We start from the raw sequence: 18,742 nt of genomic DNA, 5'->3' as shown, positions 1-18,742 counted from the left end.
ATGTCAGGCCCACATGGGGGCACCCACACCCTCCCGCACGGAGGATCGCTGACACGTTACCGCGGTAACTTGTATAAGACTCTATGAGCGGGGGCCCGAGCATTCAAGTTGGCCTCCGAATTAAGACGCAGTCTTACGCCTTGTTTCATTGCTGAAATGGAATTTTGTTCGCCTGGTTGCTGCTTTTCCCGCCGGCCACTGCACCGCTACCAGGGACGGTCGGGCCCCGCATCCCCGGTATCCCTCAGGTAGTCGTCCCGCTCGCGGGCAGCATTGCGTTCGCGTTCCGCCTGCCGGGCGCTCTCCCCAAGCTGTTCCAGTTGGCTTTTCTGCGGAGAGGGCTGTTCCTCGGCGCTGTCCTCCGGCTCCGATTCCCCCGGCGCCTCTGTGGACTCCGCGGCGGCGGCCAGTTTTTCGGTCAGGCGCCGCTCCGCTTCGGTCAGCTGTTTCCCTGCGTCCTGGGCACTGGCCCCGGAAAAGCATCCCGGCGGCGCAGCCACCACCACATCCAGGGCTTCTGCGTAAAGGGCAGCAGCCGACGCCGGGTCCTCCGCCGCAGCTTGGCGTCACCGATGTGTTCGATTGCGAGGCTGAGGTTCACCCGTATGACGCAGTCGTCAGGAGATACGGCGGGCACGCCGTCCAGCGCTTCCTCGAAGAGGATCCTGGCGGCAGGGTAATCTCCCGCCAGGACTTTGGCGTCGCCTGCCGCGAACGGTGCCTTGTGCCGTTCGACGACGTTGGCGGGGTTCAGCCCTTCAGCTGCAGCCTCGACAGCTGCGGTGTCTTTGGCCGCATATGCTTCCGCGGCCTGGCCTGCAAGGAGCCCAAGGCTGAGGAATTTTGCGGCGACACCGAGCAGAACCAGCACGGGTACGGCGGACCATAACAGCAGAAGCTGGCGGCGGCGCATCCGGCTTCGCCTGTCCCCGGATGCGGAAGGCGCCGGAACGGAAGGAATCATCGGGCGTCCTCCCTGGCTTTGGCGGAGCGCCCGCCCCTGCGGCTCTGCGCCGATGTTTCCGGTTCGGGCGCCTTGGCGGGCTGCAGGGCGCGGACCCTCCGAATGACCACACCGAATTCCACCAGCGCCAGGGCAAAGGCGCCGGCGGCCAGGACCCAGTACAGCTCTGTCCTTCCCGGCAGCGAGGCGTCATTCGCGGCGGACTCCATTGTGCCTGGGCGGGCCTGCTGCAGCATCGGTGCAGCAGGATCGCCGGCGGCCCGGTGCACATACGGCACCTGCAGCTGCGAGGCAATCTCCCGGAGCCTGCCCTCGTCAATGACCGAGACTGCGTCCCTGCCCTCCATGTCCTGGACATACCGCGACTCCCGGTCGCCGCCGTCGGACGCCACGCCTGTATTCTCCTTCATCCGCCCGCCGGCCGGGGTGCCGTAACCGAGCACCGCTCCCCCGGATACCAGGCCGTTCCCCATACCCAGCGGTTCGGGCGCAGCGGAGCTGGTCTGCTCGCCGTCGCCCAGGTAGAAGACGAGCCGTGGCCGTTGAGGGTGGCTGTCCCGGGCTGCCGCGAGGCGTTCAGCGAGCACCTGCCGGGCCGCGCTGATGCTGCTCCCCTTGGCGTACGCGGTGACCTGGGGCTCGAGGACGGACGTGATCGTTTCCAGGGCAAGGGTGTCGGTGGTCAGCGGCATCCGGACGTGTCCCTTGGTGTCAAAGGTCAGCACGGAAAAACGTGCCCCCGGCAGCTCTGCCGCGATGGCCATGATGTCCCGCCGCACGCCGTCCATCCGGGGAGTCCCGCTTCCGTGGTCTTCGGCCACCATGCTGGTGGTGGTATCCACCACGAAGAACACGTTAAGGTCCGACGTCGCAGCCTGGGCTGTACCGCCGGACACGCCCGGCCGTACCAGCGCCAGGAGCAGGAGCGCCACCAGCAGGCCCCGGCGCAGCCAGGCACGTGTTGGCATCCTTCGGGGAATCCGCACCCTGGTCATATCCGCAACCGCCACAACGCGGTGCACAGGACCAGCCCGGACACGAGGGCAGCCGCCAGGGGCACCGCCGGCTCATCCGAGACCACCGCGCGCGGAGCACCCTTGATTGCCGCTGTCTCCGTTTCCTCCACCGCCGACACGATGCCCGCGATGGCGTCCGGATTGTCCAGCGCGTAATAGGCCCCGCTGGTGGATTCAGCAGCCGACCGGAGCTGGGCCCCCGGCTGGCCGGCACCGGCGCCGTAATCGAGGTCCGCCGGGTTCAGCGCGTATACCCGCACGGAGCGGCCTGCCGCCAGCTGCGCAGCTTCAGCCAGCGTCATGATGGGCTCGCCGGACAGCAGGTTGTCCGTGGCGAGCACCACCGACCGCGAACGCTGGGGAGCGCTTGGTGCCCCGCCGTCGGCGGTGTCCGGCGAGGGGAAACTGTTCAGGCACGATGCCAGCCCGTCACCGATCAGGGACGAGCCGCGGCCGCTCCAGGTCCCGTCCAGGAACCCGGAGCTCCCCGGCTTTCCATCGAACGCGTCCCTGGCCTGCTGCAGCTGTTCCTGGACGTAGTCATAGTCATCAGTCAGGGGAAACACCTGGATGGCCGTGCTGTCGAAGATGGCCAGTCCGATCCGTTCACCGTCGAACTTCCGTGCCAGCTCTGCATAGGCCTCCACCACCGCCGCGTCGGCGCTGCTCATGGAGCCTGATGCGTCCAGGCACAGCATGATGTCCCGGTTGTGCTGCTCGGGCCGAATCGTTGTGACGTCAACTGGACGGGCCGCCGCCACCGCTGACGACACCAGCAGTGACGCGCAGGCGAGCCCAGCAATAGCCAGCCACCGCCGGTAGCGCCTGACCGCAGCCTGGTACTCCGGCAGCAGGGTGAGGCGGTCGGCGTGCGCTGCAGGCCGGCGTCGGGCACTGCCCCTGGTGCCGGCGCGGAAGGCAGCAACGCCGACGGCAGCGGCGGCAACCACCGCCAGCGGCAGCAGCCACCAGAACATCAGCCCCATGTGCTCACCGTCTCCCGTGCCTTGGCGGCGGCGGTGGAAACCGGAGGCAGCGGTTCCTGCCCGAATTCGCCCGGATACAACGCGCCGACGGCGGACGCGGCGGCGGGCAGCGGGTGTCGTTCGAGGTCCTGGCGGGTCATCCGGAGTGCGTCCACGCCTGAGGCGTCCCGGACGAAGCTGCGCAGCAGGCGGCTGAGGTCCTGGTGGCTGGCACGCACGCCGCGTTGGCCGGCCGCGGCGGCCCGTTCCACGTCGTCGATGCGTTGCAGGTAGGCGGCCTTCAGCGCGGGAAGGTCGGTGAGGGATGCCGCGCGCGGGCGGTGTGCCGTTGTCCGCGGATGCCGGGTGACGGCAAAGACGAAGACATACCAGCCTGCCACCACTGCCAGGAGTGCCACGCCTGCCCACATCCATACCGGGCTGTACTGGAGCGGACCGTAGAAGCCGGGTTCAGCCTGCACGGCGGTGCCTTTCCAGGAGCGCGAACAGCGCGGTGACAACGCCCTGGCTGCCTGCCACGTCGCCTTCCGTGATGCCTGCCTGCCGCAGCATGGCCTTGCGGGCGGCGTCCCGCTCGGCAATGCCCTTCGTGTACGCGGCCACCACGGTGTCGGATCGGGCCAGGTGCGCGGGAAGAAAGACGTAGTCGGCAACACTGTAGAAGTCCGCGACGGCGCCGCCCGGGCCGGGCTGGCTGGGCGCCAGATCCGCGTCGCGCACCGTGAGCCAAAGGATTTCATGCTGCGCGCGAAGGCGGCGGAGCAGCCCTGCCATGGCAGGGGTGGCGGCGATTTCGTCCGCGACGACGAACAGCAGGTTCCGCCCCTTCACGGTCCGGGCCACGTGGTCCAGCTGGTCTTCGAGCCTGCTGGGTGCCACCCCGGCACCGGCGTCGCCATGCACCTGCCGGAGGAGCCGCTCCAGGTGGGCCTCGCCCCCCTTGGCCGGAATGAAGCGGGTGCGGACGGAGTCGCCGCTGACCAGCCCCACCACGTCGCCATGACGGTGGGCCAGGTAGCCCATCACGCCGAGCGCCATGACGGCGATGTCCTTCTTCGGCTCCCCCGTCCGGGAGATGGCGGCCATGTTCCGTCCGGTATCGGTGAGCAGCAGGAGCGTCTGGCGGCGGACCGCCACGTAGCGTTTGATCAGCGGCGACCCGTGCCGCGCCGACGCTTTCCAGTCAATGTCCCGCACTTCGTCTCCGGGCACGTAGGCGCGGAGATCGTCAAAGTCCAGGCTGCGGCCGCGGAACACTGAACCGTACTCGCCGTCGAGCAGGCCGCGTGCTTTGCGGTGGGCGAAGATTGCCATCTTCGACTTCACCCGCAGGAGGAGGCTGGCCATGCCGGCCTCAGGGGGTCTGGACGGCGGCGACGACGGCGTCGATCACCGATTCCACCGGCACCTGCTCGGCCACCGCATCGAAGTTCAGGATCAGCCGGTGGCGCAGCACCCGGTGGGCCAGCGCCTTGACGTCCTCGGGTATGACATGGTCCCTGCCGTTCAGCAGCGCGACGGCCCGGGCCGCCTGGCTGAAGGCGATGCTGGCACGCGGGCTGGCACCGAACTCGATGAAGCCGGCCAGCCGCTGGTCGATGTACTGGTGGGCGTTGCGGGTGACGAAGACCAGCCCCACGATGTAGTTGACGATGGCGGGATCGATGTAGATCCGCCGGACGATCTCCTGCACTTCAGCCACGGAATCCAGTGACGCTGCTGCCGCCGGAGCCTGCTCCAGCGTGTAGACGCCGGCGTCGATCCGCCGGATGATTTCCGCTTCCTCGGCCGGAGACGGATAGTCCAGCACATCCTTGAGCATGAACCGGTCCATCTGCGCTTCCGGGAGCTGGTAGGTGCCTTCCTGTTCGATGGGGTTCTGGGTGGCGAGCACCAGGAACGGTGACGGCAGCCGGTAGTCCTGGCCGCCGATCGAGGTCTGGCGCTCCTGCATTGCCTCCAGCATGGCGCTCTGGGTCTTGGCGCTGGAGCGGTTGATTTCGTCGAGCAGGACGATGTTGGCGTGGACGGGGCCGAGCTGAGTGATGAAGGTTCCTTTGGCGGCGTCGTAAATCTGCGTTCCCACGATGTCGCTGGGCAGCAGGTCCGGGGTGCACTGGATCCTGCGGAATTCGGCGCTGACCGCTTCAGCCACCGTCTGCGCCGCGGTGGTCTTGGCAAGGCCCGGGACGCTTTCCAGCAGGATGTGGCCGCCCGTCAGCAGCCCCACCAGCAGTGACTCCCGCAGCCGGGACTGGCCCACCACCTTGGCTTCAAAGCTCCGGGAAATACTGGCGGCCACCTGCTGTGCCCGTGCCAGCTCCGCCGGTTCGATCCTCGCGGACGCACTGGTTTGAAGCACTGTCTATCCCCCTGGTGGCTGTTCGTGGCCGTGCCCTGCGCCCTTGGCTGGAACAGATGCACTTCGCCGCCATCCTATCCAAGACCCGCACCGCGGATCCGGCAATGGGGACCCCTCCCCATCAGGGCCCGGCAGGTCTATCCTTTTGCCATGATTGAGCTTCCAGCCAGTTATAAGGAATTTCTCGCCGACAAGAACGAGATGTTCGTCAGCACTGTAAGGCCTGTCCTGATGCAGTCCGCAGCAGACAAGCTCCACGGGGTCCGGGTTACGTACAACCCCGGAGCCACCGGCCACCAGGCCCACCTCGACGACAGCATTCCCTTCGGGGTTGTGGTCGAGGACATCGACTAAGCAGGCCCTAGCCCCGCACCGCTCCGGAGAGGGCGAAGGAACTGCCGGACCACCTTGCCACAATGATGTACAGGGCCAGGACCGGCAGTGAATAGAGGATCGAGAATGCGGCCAGCTGGCCGTACGCGACTGCCCCGTGCTGTCCGAAGAAGCTGTAGATGGACACCGCGGCGGGCTGCCGCGCTTCGGACAGGAGCAGCACGAACGGGACGAAGAAGTTCCCCGCGCCTGGATGAACACGAAGATAAAGACGACGCCGAGGCCCTGGCGCATAAGTCGGCAGGACGATGGTGCGCAGCGCCGCCATCCTTGAGGCACCATCCACCCAGGCGGCCTCCTCCAGGGACACCGGCACGCCGTCCATGAAGTTCCTGGTCATCCAGATGGCCATGGGCAGCGTGGTGGTGGCCATGAAGAAGATGGTGGCCGGCATGGAGTCCAGCAGTTCCAGCTGGACGAACAGGCCGTACACCGGAACCATGATGGCCGTGATGGGCAGGCAGGTGCCGAACAGGACCGCGTATAGGAACGGCGTGTTAAACCGGGACCGGTAACGGGACAGCGGATAGGCCGCCAGTACGGCGGCCACCAGCGTGACGGCCCCTGTCCCGGCGGACAGCACCACGCTGTTCCACAGCGGCCGCAGCAGCAGTTCCGGGGTCAGGACGGCGGCGAAGTTCTCCAACCCGGGCTGGTGCGGCACCCTGGTTTCGTGTCCGGCCTGCGGGTCCAGGGAGCCCAGGACCAGCCACAGGAGCGGCAACAGGAAACACGCGCCCACCAGCAGCAGGGCCAGGTCCGCCGGGGTGGTGCCGCGTCTGCGCTGGGGTGCCAGCGCCTGCACCCCACGGGGCGGCAGCGTCCTCGCCGCGGCGGTCATGCCCGCGGCTCCTTCAGCAGCCGGATGTACACGACGCCGAACGCCGCGCCGATCAGGATGAGCACGGAAGCCACCGCCGTCCCGTACCCGATGTCGCCGAACTTGAAAGCCTCCTGGTAGGCCAGGATGGGCAGCGTGGTGCTGGCGTTGGCCGGCCCGCCCGCCGTCATCACCCAGACCAGGGTGAAGACGGCCAGGGTCTGCAGGGTGATGAGCATCAGGTTGGTGGCGATGCTGCCCCGGATCATGGGCAGTGTGATGAAGAGCAGCCGCTGCCAGCCCCGGGCGCCGTCCATTTGGGCAGCCTCCGTGACCTCGGTGGGAACGTCGTTGAGGGCGGCCTTGTACACGAGCATGGAGAAGGCCGTTCCGCGCCACACGTTGGCCAGCATCACGGCCACCATGGGGAACGCGTACAGCCACTCCGGCCTGCCGAAGCCCAGGGCCCCGAGCAGCTGGTTAAGCGTCCCGTCCTTGCTGAAGTACGCGTAGGCGGCGAAGGCGGCCACGATCTCGGGCAGCACCCATGCGGCCACCACGGCCGTCCCGACGAGGGATGCGACCGCCGGCCGTGCCCGGCGCATCAGTACGGCGATGGCCAGGCCAAGCAGGTTCTGGCCCAGCACCGCCGATCCTCCCACGAACACGACCGTGAGCCAGAGGGAGAGCGGGAAGACGGGGTCGGTGAGCAGCCGCTGGTAATTTTCCAGGCCCACCCATTCGGGATTCCTGGCGCTGCGGCCGGTCAGCCCGGCGTTGGTCAGCGACGCCTGGAAGGCCCAGAGAACGGGGCCGGCGAGGAAGACCAGCAGGAGCAGGACGGCAGGAAGGACCGGCAGGTAGCGGACCAGCTGCCGGGCCCGGTGGCTCAGCAGCACAGGTTACTTCCGGACGGTCTTGTCGCCGCCCACAATATCCGTGACTGCTGCGTCGTAGTCGGCGGCGGCCTGCTCCGGCGTCCGGCTGCCGGTGATGACCGCCTCGGTTGCCTCCTGGACAGCGGCGGAGATCCGGGGGTAGTCGGACGTGGCCGGCCGGTACCGGGTGACCTTCACCAGGTCTGAGACATCCTTCACGAAGGGGTTGGCGTCCTGGTAGCCGGGGTCGGCAGCCACGTCTGTCCGGACGGCGATCTGCGAGCTCTCCACGGTGAACGCCAGGGAGTTCTTCTGGTTCAGCGCCGTCGACAGGAACTTGAACGCCAGGTCCGGCTCCTTGGTTTCGGCGCCCACTGCCAGGGTCCAGCCGCCTGACATGCTGACTGCGCCGGGAGCGTCACCGTTCTGGGTGGGGAACGGGGCCACGCCCATGTCCTGCTCGTAGCCGGGCCACTCGTAGCTGCCGCCCTTTTGCCAGAACGACGGCGCGTAGGAACCTTCCACGGTGGCGCCCAGCTTTCCGTTCGGGAACCATTCGCCGAACACCTTCTTCCAGACGTTCGCGTCAAGTGCCTCCGCGGGGGTGACGGCCAGCTGTTCGTCATAGAGCGTCTTGAGGAAGCCCAGCGAGTCCTTGAATCCGGCGGACCCGACGACCCATTTCTTGGATTCCTCGTCGTAGAGGCTGGATCCGGTGCCGTAGAGCAGTTCGTAGAACCCCTGCATGACGGTGCCCTCGCCGGTTCCCTTGCCTGCGTACATGTTGAACGGGATGGTGGAGGGATCGTTGGCTTTGATCTTCCGGGCGGCGTCGAGGATGTCCTGCCAGCTGCGCGGCTGCCAGGGTTCGCTGATGCCGGCGGCCGCGAGGACTTTCTTGTTGTACCAGATGGCCCGGGTATCGGTGCCCAGCGGCACCGCGTACGTGCCGCCGTCGTCCGCGCGGCCGGCTGCCTTGGCGGCGTCGTCGTATTTGTCCCAGTCCTCCCACCCCTCAAGGTGGGAGTCAAGCTTCAGGAGGTAGCCCGCGTCCACGTCCGAGCGAACCTTGAACGTGTCCTCGTAGAACACGTCGGGCGCGGTGGACGGCGAGCGCAGGGCGAGGGCCAGCTTTGTGCCGTAGTCATCGTCGTTGCCCTGAATGGGCTGCAGCTCAACGGTGACGCCCTGGTTCGCTGCCTCGAACTCCTCCTTGGCCGACTGGAACATCGTGTCCAGCGCGGTGAAGGAATCCGTCTTCTGGTACGCCACTTTCAGGGTCTTGGACCCCTCGTCCGGAGTACCGGGACTGCAGGCCGCCAGCGCAACCAGTGCCGCGGCGAACAATGACATGTTTTTCAGGGCCCGGTGACGCATGGTGCTCCATTCAGTTAAAGCTGCGGACCCCGTTGTCAGCGGGCCCCAGCCGCGGCAATATGCACATGCTAGATGGGCGGGATGCCGCAATCAAGGCACCGGTCCAATGCGTCGGGTCAGCTCTCCAGCAGCAGCCGCTGGGCGCGGGGGGCAAGAGTGTGTTCCAGCACCAGCGAGGCTGCACCGATGGCACCCACGTCCTCCCCCACGCCAGTCCCCACCACCTCGATGGGGTGGATCAGCCGGGCCGCACTGTTGGCATCCAGCACCGGCGGAACCTTCGCCAGGAAACGTTCTGCCATGCCGCTCCAGAAGGGGCCGCCGAAGACCACGCGTTCGACGTCCAGGGTGTTGGTGACCACCGATACCGCCCGGGCAACCAGCACGGCGGACTTGTCGATGATGGCGGCAGCGCGCTGGTCGCCGGCGTCGGCCAGTTCGCAGAGCCGGGCGAAGCTTTGCTGGATCTCCGCGCCGCTGTTTCCGGCACGGGAGCCGTCCAGGATGCCGGCAGCCTCGGCTTCCGCAACGAGGACCTGGGGGATGCAGGAAGATTTCACGCAGCCGCGCAGCCCGCAGTCGCACTGGGGCCCGTCAGGGTCCACCACAATGTGGCCGATCTCGCCGGCATTGCCGGACGTTCCCCGCACCACTTCATCATTGAGCACGATGCCGCAGCCGATGCCGGTACCCATGTACATGAACACGAAGCTGCCCGCGCCGCTGGGTCCGCCGGCCCATGTTTCGGCGACAGCGGCACTGGTCACGTCCTTGTCCATGAGGACCGAGTAGCCGGTGGCGTCCGAGAGCGCGTTGCGCAGCTCCACCCGGTCCCAGCCCGGCAGCAGCGGCGGGTCCACCACAGTTCCGTTGTCCAGGTCGATGGGACCCGGTGCCGCGACCCCGAGGCCGGCGATCCGGTCCCGGTCTACCCCTGAGTCCTCCACAAGCTGGGCGATTTCGGCCGCGATGGTGCTGATCACGGCGGACGGATCGTTGCCGCCCGGCGTCTTGATCCGCGAGTGCCGCACCACGGCGCCCACGAGGTCAAGGACCACGAAGGTTGTGACGGCGGGATCGAGGTGGACGCCCAGGGCGTACATGCCGCGGGGGTTGAGGCGGAGGATGGTGCGGGGCTTTCCAGGCCCGCTGCCTTCCTTGCCGGCTTCGACAATGAGGTTCTGGTCCAGGAGGCGGCGGGAGATGTTGGAGATGGTCTGCGGCGACAAGCCCACGATCTGTGCGAGCTCAACGCGGCTCAGCCCGCCGGAGGACCTGCGGATGGCATCCAGGATCACCGTGAGGTTGAAGTCGCCCATCCGGGGCAGGTTGGTTCCGCGCCTCGGAGAGGATTGGCGGATCTCGGTCACGGTGTCCCCTAAACTTCTTCGGCCACGTGGTTGTGGTGCTGCTTGAATCGTACGTTACGCGTAGGCGCTGACCCATAGGGCGCGACGGCGGCGAGGCCTACTTTGCGCATACATTTACCGGACCTTGCGTACCTTTATGGGAACTTGCGCTTGATGCTCCGGGTCACCAGGAACTTGGGGTTCTGCCCCATGACGGCAGTTGGTCCCACCTGGCGCTCCAGCGCAGGGAGGTAGGGCAGATGCCGGTTGTACACGGTCCACAGTTCACCGTCCGGGGCCAGCACGCGCCCCGCGGCCTCGATCATTTTCAGCCCAGCGCCAGCATGCACTCCGGCCCCGACGTGGAACGGCGGATTCGAGCAGCACCAGGTCGGCGCTGCCGGTCTCCATGGTGCTGAGCGCATCATCCTGCAGGACGCGGATGCGGTCCTGAAGCCCGTTCGCACGGGCAGTGGCCAGGGCGGAGGCCGCGGCAGCGGCCGACTGGTCGGTGGCGGTGACGGTGGATTCGGGTGAGTGCCTGGCATACATGGCAGCGAGGATGCCGGTGCCGCAGCCGAGGTCAACAGCGTGGCGGGCGGGTTTCATGGCCGGCAGGAAGGTCAGCAGGAACCGGGTGCCGATGTCCAGCTTCGGGCCGGCAAAGACGGCCCCGTGCGCGGCGACCTCCAGGTCCAGTTCGGCAAGATGGCCGACGACGGGGAAGCGGTCCGGCTCCCGGGTTGCCTTGATGCCGGTGGCAAGGATGACACGGGACTTTTGCCGGGCGAGCTGCGGCTGGACCGAGTCGAAGAATCTTTCCAGGACAGCATTCATGCCCAGGGACATGTGCTTGACCCGGCCACCGGCCAGCAGGGTCACACCGGCGGGCGCGTGCCGGGCCACCGCGGCCACAATTTCCTCCAGCTCAGCCAGGGTCTTCGGCAACTGCAGGAGCACGGCGTCCGCGTCAGCCAGGAGCGCGGGGCCAAGCGGCACCTGTTCAAAGGCCGGCTCGGTGGCTGTGCCGGCGTCGTGCCCTGCAGCCAGCCAGTCCGCGGCGTTGAGGCGCAGCGCCCGCTCCCCCGTGATCAGGTCCTGGTGCACGCGGACCGCTGCCGGTTCCAGCACCGCCAGCGCGCCGAGGGTCAGTGCGCCGTACCGGTCGCCGATGACCGCCAGCCGGCTGCCCGGGGCGACGTGGTCCCGGGCCGTCTCCAGCAGCAGCCGGTCGGTGGCATCCCACGCCTGGAGGTTGGGGGCCTCCACGTCGGGCCGCCGCCGGAGCACTTGGAAGACGTCCTCAAGACGGTTGGTTGCCACTGATGCCTGCTGCTTTCTGCTGTTCCCGATGCCCGGACCGCGCTTTCACGTCGGAAAACGGGGTCAGCCCCACGTTACCGTTTCCGCGGCGGGAGCGACTCCTGGCAGCTTCAGGATGGCGGCCACGGCCGCGCGGCCTGCCCGGTTGGCTCCGATGGTGGACGACGACGGCCCGTAGCCCACCAGGTGGACGCGCGGTTCGGCCGCCACCTGTGTTCCGTCCATGACGATTCCACCGCCGGGCCCGCGCAGGTGAAGCGGCGCCAGATGCTCGAGCTCGGCACGGAATCCGGTGGCCCAGAGGATGACGTCGGCCCTCAGGAGACTCCCGCCTGCCAGGCGCACCCCGTCCGGCTCGATGGCCGTGAACATGGGTTGCCGGTGCAGCGCGCCCCGTGCCGAAGCAGCCCGGAGTGCGGGCGTCCAGATCAGCCCCGTCACCGACACCACGCTCTGCGGCGGCAGACCCTTGCGGACCCGCTCCTCCACGAGCGCCACCGCGTCGTGTCCCGCCCGGGCGTCAAACTCCGCATCCCGCCACACCGGTTCCCGCCTGGTGAACCAGCTGGTGGAGGTCACCTGCGAGATTTCGTCCAGAAGTCCGACGGCGGAAATTCCGCCGCCCACCACGATGACATGCAGGCCGGCGAACTCTTCGGCGGAAACGTAGTCGGCCACGTGCAGCTGCCTGCCCCGGAAGGTGGACTGCCCCGGGTAGATGGGCCAGAACGGCCGGGTCCAGGTGCCCGTGGCGTTGATGACCGCTTTTGCCGCCCACTCGCCGTCGGAGGTGGAAATAGCCAGCCTGCCCGCCGGGTCGGTATCTTCGCGGCTGACCGAGCGGACCTTCACGGGGCGCCGGACAGCGAGGCCCAGTTCTTCCTCATAATCACGGAAGTAGCGGGTCAGGAATTCTGAACTGGGTTCGGAGGGGTCGACGGCGGGTTTCGCGATGCCCGGAAGGTCGCTGATTCCGTTGACGGTGGCCATCCGAAGGCTCCGCCACCGGTGCCGCCACGCACCGCCCGGCCCTTCTTCGGCGTCGAGCACCACGTAGTGGAGCCCGCGGCGCTGCAGATGGTAGGCGGCGGACAGCCCCGCCTGGCCCGCTCCGATCACGGCGACGTCGACGCGGGCAGAATTCACTCCCCCATGATAGTCGGGCGGGGGGTTCCGGCTTTAGGGTTGGCCCAGGAACCGGCCCGGGAGGGCACGGCAAGGTTACCCGGGGCGGCCCGGGCTGTACGGGAAGGCAGCCACCATGAGGAGAGACCACGGTGCGGCAGCAAAACTGGCCAAGGCATTGGGCATCGTGCTGGGAACCGAACAGATACCACTGCGCCTGAAGGCCTGGGACGGTTCCGAAGCCGGCCCGGAGGGGGCACCCGTCCTGAATCCGTTCCCGGCGGGCCCTGCGCCGGATGCTGTGGTCGCCCGGGCAGTTGGGGATGAGCAGGGCTTACGTCGCCGGCGAGATCGATGCGCCCGGGGACGTCTTCGAAGCCTTCTCGGCGTTGAGTTCGGTGGGAAAATTCACCGAGCCCGGTCCGTTCCGGCCGCCCACGCCCGCCGAACTCTGGTCCCTGGTCCGCACCGCCATCCGGCTGGGAGCCCTGGGCCCCGATCCGGCGCCGCCACCCGAGGAGGCCCGGATCCAGCGCAAAGGCAGGCTGCATTCGCGCCGCCGGGACTCGGCCGCCGTATCACACCACTACGACGTCGGCAACGACTTCTACGCCCTGGTGCTGGGACCGTCAATGGTGTACTCGTGCGCCGTCTGGCCCGGGGATGCTGAGGGTATGCGGGGCCCGACGGCAGGCGCGCGCCTCGTGGAGGGGCTGGACGCGGCACAGGAAGCAAAGCTGGACCTTGTCTGCCGGAAGCTGGACCTGAAACCCGGCATGCGCGTGCTGGACGTGGGCTGCGGCTGGGGCAGTTTCGCCCTGCACGCGGCGGGAAAGTACGGGGCCACCGTGGTGGGCGTAACGCTTTCGGCGGAACAGGCGCTCCTCGCCCGGAAACGCGCAGCAGATGCCGGGCTGACGGACAAAGTGGACATCCGGGTCCAGCGACTACCGGGACATACCGGACGGGCCGTTTGATGCGGTCAGTTCCATCGGCATGTCTGAGCATGTGGGGCGTGAACATACCCCCGGCTACGCGGCGGCACTGTTTGCGCTGCTGCGGCCCGGCGGCCGGCTGCTCAACCACGCCATTTCCTGGAACGCCGGACCCACAAAGCCGGATCCGGATTCGTTTATCCCCCGGTATGTCTTTCCCGACGGCGAGATGATCAGCCTCGGCGAGATGGTTGCGGCCCTGGAGTCCGCCGGTTTCGAGGTCCTGGACGTGGAGGCGCTGCGCCGCCACTACGCCTTGACGCTGCGCGCGTGGGTCAGGCGGCTGGAGGAGAACTGGGACCAGGCGGCCGGGCTGGCCGGCCTGGGCCGGGCCCGGGTCTGGCGGCTGTACATGGCTTCCAGCGCGCTGGGCTTTGAGAACAACCTGACCGGAGTGAACCAGGTCCTGGTGCAGCGGCCAGGCGGAGAGGAACCTCCGCTGCGCCTGACAGCCTGGCTCTGACGCGCGGGGTCCGGATTTAAAGCAGAAGAGGAACCATCCTTGGTGGATGGTTCCTCTTTCCTTCTCCTGGTGGAGAATCGGGTGGAGCTGAGGGGACTCGAACCCCTGACCCCCTGCATGCCATGCAGGTGCGCTACCAGCTGCGCCACAGCCCCGTACTTTTGCCGTTCCGGTCGAATTCCCCGGAGCAACCTGACCAGCTTAATGCACTTTTGCGGATGCACCAAATCGGGAAAATCTGCGGCGTGCAGCCCATAAGGAGGGCGACTGGAGCAGCCCGCGGATAGGGTCCGGAGGCCGTCGACTTCCTGGCGGGAAACAAAAAATCCGCCGGAATCAGATGATTCCGGCGGATTTGTCCGGTGGAGCTGAGGGGACTCGAACCCCTGACCCCCTGCATGCCATGCAGGTGCGCTACCAGCTGCGCCACAGCCCCGGATTGTTGCTGCTCTTCCAAGCTTTCTCCGGGTCTCCCCCGAAGCAACTCAAATATCTTAGAACAGCAATTCCGAAAATTCCAAATCGGGAATATTCGCCGCGCCGGTGCGCCAGCTACTCGCCTTCGGAAGCTGCCGCTGCCTTCGCGGAGGCGTCGTCACCGAGCTGGAGGTCCACCACGGGGCAGTCCTTCCAGAGACGCTCGAGGGCGTAGAACACCCGGTCCTCTTCATGCTGCACATGGATGACGATGTCGGAGTAGTCCAGCAGGACCCAGCGGCCACCCGAGCGGCCTTCACGGCGCACCGGCCGCAGGTCCTGCTTGGCCAGCTCTTCCTCGATACCGTCCACAATGGCGTTGACCTGGCGTTCGCTGGGCGCGGAGGCGATGAGGAACACGTCCGCCAGCGCCAGCCGCTCACTGACGTCAAGTGCCACGATGTCCTGGGCGATCTTGTCCGCGGCCGCCTTTGCGGCGGTGCGGGCTATGGTGATGGATGAATCTGATGCAGTCACGGGACTCCTTGTTGGTGAAAAAATGTGGGGGCTCGCCGGTCAGCTGGAGATGCCGCTGATAATCAGGAAGATGCCTGAGATGAGCGCCACGATGCCGAAAAGCAGGATGCACAGCTGCAGTACCCGGTTCCGCTTTGCCCGGGCCAGTCCGGCAGTGGCCGCGTCCAGGGGGTCGAGCCCGTAGGCTGAACTGGCCGGGACCCTGGGCAGTTCATCAGCGAGTCCCTCGGACTGGTCTTCCGGGAAGACAACAGCCTTGGGACGGGTGGCCGCGCGGGCGGCAGCCTCGGCGCGGGCGATGACCTGGGAACGGCCGGATGCGCTGTCCGCCGCTGCCTGGTTGGGCCGGCTGGCGGGACGCCGCTGCTTGCTTGTGCCGGCAGGCGGGACCTTTGTACCGGGGCGGGTGGCAACGGGTACGTGGGAGGTGGCCGGCGGCTTCATCACCGGGCGGTCGATGCCGGGAACCTGCACAAACTCAAGCGGTGTGACCATGGCCAGGTTGCTGGCTGTTGACGGGCCGGGGCGCTCCTGGGAGGCTGCGTCTTTGGTGGCCGGGTCCTTAGCGGGGACCGGTGGCGTGCCGGCCTGCTCGGCAAGTTTTTGCTTGGCGAGGGCGCGGCGGTTCATGACGGCGGCTCGTTCGGCGAGGGCAATCTGCTCCGCCAGAATGTCGGGGTCCACCGCTTCCGGATCCATGGAGGCAATGTGCTCCATTTTGGCGATCTGGTTCCTGGCCTGCTCGGCGATAAGTGCCCTGGCAGCAAGGGCCTGCTCAACCGTCATACCCTCCGGTCCCCCGGAGCGGGCAGCGGCGGCCGGTCCTCCCTTGGCGGGCGGGTTCTTCGCTGCAGGCGGCGTCATGGCCGCAGGCGAGGCGCCATCCTGTGCCGGCTGCGGCTTGTGGCCCGCCCCGGCGGCAGGTTCGGCGGGAGCAGCCGAAGGACCCGCGGCAGGCGGAACGATGGGGTTGGCGGCGGTCAGCGCCTGTTCCTTGAGCTGCTGCAGGCGGAGCTGGCGGCGGGTGGGCGGACCACCGGCGGCAAGCTGGCCTTCTTTTTCTTCCAGCTCTTTGATGGTGCGCAATGCTGCGCGGTCCCGGGCCCGGATCTGGGACGACCGCTGGGTGGAAACCGGGTCGGCAGTCTTGGCGGCGGCCGCCTGCGCGCCGGCGGCAGGAGGGGTCACATCAGCGCCCGGGCCTGCCGGGCGCTTGGCGTCCGGCAGCGCCGCAGGCTGCCGGTCAGTGGCAGGGGCAAGCTGCTCCGGGCCTGTGGACACGGACGCCTGCTGGGCATCCCTGGCCTTCCGGAGTTCCCGGCGGCTGCGGATGGGGGGCTGTTCCTGGCTCATTGAGAACTCATTCAGTACTGGCTGGTTCACGTGCTTCGGAGGATGGCTGGTTCCCGTCCGCCGGCACCTGGGCATAGAGACCGTACTTGGCGATGTACTGCACCACACCGTCCGGCACCAGGTACCAGACGGGGTCGTGCGCCGCGACCCGGGCCCGGCAGTCCGTGGAGGAGATGGCCATGGCGGGCACTTCGAGCAGGCTGACGTCGTCCCGTCCCATGCCGTCAAGCACATGGCCCGGGCGGGTGACGCCGACGAAATGGGCCAGCGACCACAGTTCGTCGATGTCCTTCCAGGACAGGATCTGGGCCAGGGCGTCCGCCCCGGTGATGAAGAAGAGATCCGCATCCGGACGCTGCGCGCGCAGGTCACGAAGGGTGTCAATGGTGTAGGTGGGGCCCGGACGTTCGATGTCCACCCGGCTCACGGTGAAGCGCGGATTCGAGGCCGTGGCAATCACCGTCATGAGGTACCGGTGCTCGGGCTCGCTGACCTGTTTGTGGGACTTCTGCCACGGCTGGCCGGTGGGGACGAAAACCACCTCGTCCAGGTCGAACTCGGCGGCAACTTCGCTGGCAGCAACCAGGTGGCCGTGATGGATGGGATCGAACGTCCCACCCATCACGCCCAGGCGCAGCCTGCGGCCGGGGCCGCTGTGGCGCAAAACGCGGGAAATGTTAGTGGCCCTGCCCGTGATCGTGCTTGTTCGGGTGCTGGCGGTGGGGATCCGCGTGCTCCTCGGTCGCAGCGTGGCGGTTGCCCAGGTTCTTGTAGGAGAGGGTGATGAACATCAGCACCAGGAAGATGGCGAAGATGACCACGCCGAAGACCCACGGCTCAGCCCACAACGGCGCGAGTTCGTGTTCTTCGCCTTCGGCGACGGTCATGGCGATCTGCTGGAGCAGCATTTTCTCCCCTAGGGTTTCAAAGGTTGGTGGCAGCGGAAAGGTCCGCTGCTTTCTGGCGTCTGGTCTATGTTACCGCGTTGCTACCCGCGGACTTGGCCCTCGCCCTGCACGATCCACTTGGTGGTGGTGAGCTCGGTCAGGCCCATCGGACCGCGGGCATGCAGTTTCTGCGTGGAAATGCCCACCTCGGCACCCAGCCCCAGTTCACCGCCGTCGGTGAACCGCGTGGACGCGTTCACGATGACCGCTGCCGAATCGACTTCGGCAATGAACCGTTCGGCGTTGGCGAGGTTGTTGGTGAGGATGGCTTCGGTGTGGCCGGTGGACCAGGTGCGGATGTGGCTGACGGCCTCATCGAGGCTGTCCACCATGGCAACGGCCAGGTCCAGGTCCATGTACTCGGTGCCCCAGTCCTCATCCGTGGCCGGTTCCGCCTCGATGTTGGCAGGCAGGGCGGCACGGATGCGGTCATCCGCGTGCAGCCGCACGCCGGCCTTGCCCAGGGCGGCAGCGACGGCGGGAAGTACAGTGGACCCGGAGTGGACCAGGAGCGTTTCAACGGTGTTGCAGACGCTTGGCCGCTGGGTCTTGGCGTTGAGCAGGATCTCCACGGCCATCTCTTCGCCGGCGGATTCGTCGATGAAGATATGCACGTTGCCCTCCCCCGTCTCGATGACGGGGACGGCGGAGTTGTTGACCACCGTCTGGATGAGGTCACGGCCGCCGCGGGGAATCAGGACGTCCACCTTGCCGCGGGCCCGCATGAGCACGTTGGCGCCGGCGCGTCCGTACTGGTCCACGGTCTGCACGGCGTCGGCGGGCAGGCCGACGGATTCGAGTGCCTCACGCAGCACCCGCACCAGGACCTCGTTGGTGGCCTCGGCAGCGCTGCCGCCGCGGAGGATCACGGCGTTGCCGCTCTTGAGGGCCAGGCCCGCGATGTCCACGGTGACGTTGGGGCGGGCTTCGTAAATGGCTGCCACCACGCCCATGGGGACGTTGACCTGGCGCAGGCGCAGGCCGTTGGGCAGGGTCTGGCCGCGGACCACGTTGCCGACGGGGTCGGGCAGGTTGGCCAGGTTTTCGAGCGCTGCCACCAGCCCGGCGATGCGGGCCTCGGTCAGCGTCAGGCGGTCAAGCATGGCAACGGAGGTGCCGTTGGCCTTGCCGGCGGCAACGTCCGTGGCGTTCGCGGCCAGGATCGCCCGGGTGTTTTCCTCCAGGGCGGCGCCCACTGCCCGCAGTGCCCGGTCCTTCCAGGCACGGTTGGCCATGGCCATCCGGCGGGCGGCGGTGCGTGAACGGTCGGCGATGGCGTGGACTGCAGCCTGGACCTCGGCCTCGGAGAGGGGAACCGAGGCGGATTCCGGCGCTGCTGCAGGCGTGCCCGGCTGCGCACCGGCAGCGGCAGCGTCTACGGAATTGTCAGCAGTGTTGGAAATCAGGGCCTCAGTCATGTTCCAAGTTTAGGCGAGC

At 67.5% G+C, this 18,742-nt stretch carries 18 protein-coding genes, 2 tRNA genes and 2 pseudogenes; 2 read left to right on the top strand and 20 right to left on the bottom strand.

Translation table 11 applies throughout. The features are described from left to right. Positions 1–206: 206 nt before the first annotated feature. The 7 genes from ACPEE0_RS08480 to ACPEE0_RS08450 are packed head-to-tail and all read right to left on the bottom strand — an operon-like array spanning position 207 to position 5,328. Positions 207–500, bottom strand: coding sequence for a hypothetical protein (locus ACPEE0_RS08480; protein WP_424574332.1), 294 nt, complete (start codon positions 498–500; stop codon positions 207–209). Further along, positions 440–913, bottom strand: coding sequence for a hypothetical protein (locus ACPEE0_RS08475; RefSeq protein WP_424574331.1), 474 nt, complete (start codon positions 911–913; stop codon positions 440–442). Before ACPEE0_RS08475 ends, ACPEE0_RS08480 begins: the two co-directional genes overlap by 61 nt. A 47-nt stretch (positions 914–960) precedes the next feature. Beyond that, a complete protein-coding gene (locus tag ACPEE0_RS08470; protein ID WP_009356342.1) occupies positions 961–1,932 on the bottom strand; it encodes a vWA domain-containing protein in 972 nt (323 codons plus the stop codon). 23 nt (positions 1,933–1,955) lie between these two features. Continuing rightward, positions 1,956–2,966 carry a vWA domain-containing protein gene (locus tag ACPEE0_RS08465; RefSeq protein WP_009356343.1) on the bottom strand — a complete coding sequence of 337 codons (1,011 nt, stop codon included), beginning with the start codon at positions 2,964–2,966 and terminating at the stop codon, positions 1,956–1,958. After that, positions 2,957–3,427, bottom strand: a complete 471-nt coding sequence (locus ACPEE0_RS08460; RefSeq protein WP_009356344.1) for a hypothetical protein — start codon at positions 3,425–3,427, stop codon at positions 2,957–2,959. Before ACPEE0_RS08460 ends, ACPEE0_RS08465 begins: the two co-directional genes overlap by 10 nt. After that, complete coding sequence (locus tag ACPEE0_RS08455; protein WP_424574330.1) at positions 3,417–4,313, bottom strand: DUF58 domain-containing protein; 897 nt, start codon at positions 4,311–4,313, stop codon at positions 3,417–3,419. Before ACPEE0_RS08455 ends, ACPEE0_RS08460 begins: the two co-directional genes overlap by 11 nt. 7 nt (positions 4,314–4,320) lie before the next feature. Beyond that, on the bottom strand, positions 4,321–5,328 hold the full coding sequence (locus tag ACPEE0_RS08450; protein ID WP_009356346.1) for an AAA family ATPase: 1,008 nt from the start codon (positions 5,326–5,328) through the stop codon (positions 4,321–4,323). Between the two features lie 150 nt (positions 5,329–5,478). On the opposite strand from ACPEE0_RS08450, the gene ACPEE0_RS08445 reads away from it, so the two are divergent. Further along, entirely contained in the window at positions 5,479–5,682 is a 204-nt protein-coding gene (locus ACPEE0_RS08445) for a hypothetical protein (protein ID WP_235046732.1), read from the top strand. Between the two features lie 7 nt (positions 5,683–5,689). Here the strand turns inward: ACPEE0_RS08445 and ACPEE0_RS08440 are convergent, their stop codons facing one another. The 6 genes and pseudogenes from ACPEE0_RS08440 to ACPEE0_RS08415 all read right to left on the bottom strand — a co-directional run bounded on the left by ACPEE0_RS08440 (position 5,690) and on the right by ACPEE0_RS08415 (position 12,614). Next, positions 5,690–6,562: a carbohydrate ABC transporter permease gene (locus ACPEE0_RS08440; protein WP_424574329.1), complete on the bottom strand. Its 873-nt coding sequence runs from the start codon at positions 6,560–6,562 to the stop codon at positions 5,690–5,692. Continuing rightward, positions 6,559–7,440 carry a carbohydrate ABC transporter permease gene (locus ACPEE0_RS08435; RefSeq protein WP_424574328.1) on the bottom strand — a complete coding sequence of 294 codons (882 nt, stop codon included), beginning with the start codon at positions 7,438–7,440 and terminating at the stop codon, positions 6,559–6,561. The genes ACPEE0_RS08440 and ACPEE0_RS08435 overlap by 4 nt, the downstream gene beginning before the upstream one ends. A gap of 3 nt (positions 7,441–7,443) precedes the next feature. Next, positions 7,444–8,796: an extracellular solute-binding protein gene (locus tag ACPEE0_RS08430; RefSeq protein ID WP_424574327.1), complete on the bottom strand. Its 1,353-nt coding sequence runs from the start codon at positions 8,794–8,796 to the stop codon at positions 7,444–7,446. 116 nt (positions 8,797–8,912) lie between these two features. Then, positions 8,913–10,115, bottom strand: coding sequence for an ROK family transcriptional regulator (locus ACPEE0_RS08425; protein ID WP_133351880.1), 1,203 nt, complete (start codon positions 10,113–10,115; stop codon positions 8,913–8,915). Between the two features lie 185 nt (positions 10,116–10,300). Continuing rightward, positions 10,301–11,468 (bottom strand): annotated as a pseudogene (locus tag ACPEE0_RS08420) (class I SAM-dependent methyltransferase). A gap of 63 nt (positions 11,469–11,531) precedes the next feature. Next, positions 11,532–12,614 (bottom strand): FAD-dependent oxidoreductase, encoded by a 1,083-nt coding sequence (locus ACPEE0_RS08415; protein WP_424574326.1) that lies wholly within the window; start codon positions 12,612–12,614, stop codon positions 11,532–11,534. 115 nt (positions 12,615–12,729) lie between these two features. On the opposite strand from ACPEE0_RS08415, the pseudogene ACPEE0_RS08410 reads away from it, so the two are divergent. Then, a pseudogene (locus ACPEE0_RS08410) lies at positions 12,730–14,051 on the top strand (class I SAM-dependent methyltransferase). 82 nt (positions 14,052–14,133) lie between these two features. Here the strand turns inward: ACPEE0_RS08410 and ACPEE0_RS08405 are convergent. From ACPEE0_RS08405 to ACPEE0_RS08375, 7 genes are all read right to left on the bottom strand, one after another. Continuing rightward, positions 14,134–14,206, bottom strand: a tRNA-Ala gene (locus tag ACPEE0_RS08405). A gap of 208 nt (positions 14,207–14,414) precedes the next feature. Beyond that, a tRNA-Ala gene (locus ACPEE0_RS08400) sits at positions 14,415–14,487 on the bottom strand. Between the two features lie 116 nt (positions 14,488–14,603). Then, positions 14,604–15,005: a ribosome silencing factor gene (gene rsfS, locus ACPEE0_RS08395; RefSeq protein WP_009356354.1), complete on the bottom strand. Its 402-nt coding sequence runs from the start codon at positions 15,003–15,005 to the stop codon at positions 14,604–14,606. A 39-nt stretch (positions 15,006–15,044) separates the two neighbouring features. Continuing rightward, positions 15,045–16,358: a hypothetical protein gene (locus ACPEE0_RS08390; RefSeq protein WP_407709546.1), complete on the bottom strand. Its 1,314-nt coding sequence runs from the start codon at positions 16,356–16,358 to the stop codon at positions 15,045–15,047. A 7-nt stretch (positions 16,359–16,365) separates the two neighbouring features. Continuing rightward, positions 16,366–16,980 carry a nicotinate-nucleotide adenylyltransferase gene (gene nadD, locus ACPEE0_RS08385; protein WP_009356356.1) on the bottom strand — a complete coding sequence of 205 codons (615 nt, stop codon included), beginning with the start codon at positions 16,978–16,980 and terminating at the stop codon, positions 16,366–16,368. A 55-nt stretch (positions 16,981–17,035) separates the two neighbouring features. Further along, a complete protein-coding gene (locus ACPEE0_RS08380) occupies positions 17,036–17,266 on the bottom strand; it encodes a hypothetical protein (RefSeq protein ID WP_009372865.1) in 231 nt (76 codons plus the stop codon). 80 nt (positions 17,267–17,346) lie between these two features. Beyond that, positions 17,347–18,723 (bottom strand): glutamate-5-semialdehyde dehydrogenase, encoded by a 1,377-nt coding sequence (locus ACPEE0_RS08375; RefSeq protein ID WP_407709547.1) that lies wholly within the window; start codon positions 18,721–18,723, stop codon positions 17,347–17,349. Between the last annotated feature and the right edge of the window lie 19 nt (positions 18,724–18,742).

It is taken from the genome of Arthrobacter sp. SD76, from assembly GCF_049726125.1.
Classification (GTDB): Bacteria; Actinomycetota; Actinomycetes; order Actinomycetales; family Micrococcaceae; genus Arthrobacter; species Arthrobacter nitrophenolicus.
This window is presented reverse-complemented; position numbering and strand designations above follow the sequence as displayed.

Excerpts from the sequence above, each read along its gene's own strand:
- ACPEE0_RS08465 (WP_009356343.1), bottom strand. The coding sequence starts at position 2,966 with ATGGGGCTGATGTTCTGGTGGCTGCTGCCGCTGGCGGTGGTTGCCGCC.
- ACPEE0_RS08475 (WP_424574331.1), bottom strand. The coding sequence starts at position 913 with ATGCGCCGCCGCCAGCTTCTGCTGTTATGGTCCGCCGTACCCGTGCTG.
- ACPEE0_RS08390 (WP_407709546.1), bottom strand. The coding sequence starts at position 16,358 with ATGAGCCAGGAACAGCCCCCCATCCGCAGCCGCCGGGAACTCCGGAAG.
- ACPEE0_RS08440 (WP_424574329.1), bottom strand. The coding sequence starts at position 6,562 with ATGACCGCCGCGGCGAGGACGCTGCCGCCCCGTGGGGTGCAGGCGCTG.
- ACPEE0_RS08425 (WP_133351880.1), bottom strand. The coding sequence starts at position 10,115 with ATGGGCGACTTCAACCTCACGGTGATCCTGGATGCCATCCGCAGGTCC.
- ACPEE0_RS08380 (WP_009372865.1), bottom strand. The coding sequence starts at position 17,266 with ATGCTGCTCCAGCAGATCGCCATGACCGTCGCCGAAGGCGAAGAACAC.
- ACPEE0_RS08455 (WP_424574330.1), bottom strand. The coding sequence starts at position 4,313 with ATGGCCAGCCTCCTCCTGCGGGTGAAGTCGAAGATGGCAATCTTCGCC.
- ACPEE0_RS08445 (WP_235046732.1), top strand. The coding sequence starts at position 5,479 with ATGATTGAGCTTCCAGCCAGTTATAAGGAATTTCTCGCCGACAAGAAC.
- ACPEE0_RS08430 (WP_424574327.1), bottom strand. The coding sequence starts at position 8,796 with ATGCGTCACCGGGCCCTGAAAAACATGTCATTGTTCGCCGCGGCACTG.
- ACPEE0_RS08470 (WP_009356342.1), bottom strand. The coding sequence starts at position 1,932 with ATGCCAACACGTGCCTGGCTGCGCCGGGGCCTGCTGGTGGCGCTCCTG.
- nadD (WP_009356356.1), bottom strand. The coding sequence starts at position 16,980 with ATGGGTGGGACGTTCGATCCCATCCATCACGGCCACCTGGTTGCTGCC.
- ACPEE0_RS08375 (WP_407709547.1), bottom strand. The coding sequence starts at position 18,723 with ATGACTGAGGCCCTGATTTCCAACACTGCTGACAATTCCGTAGACGCT.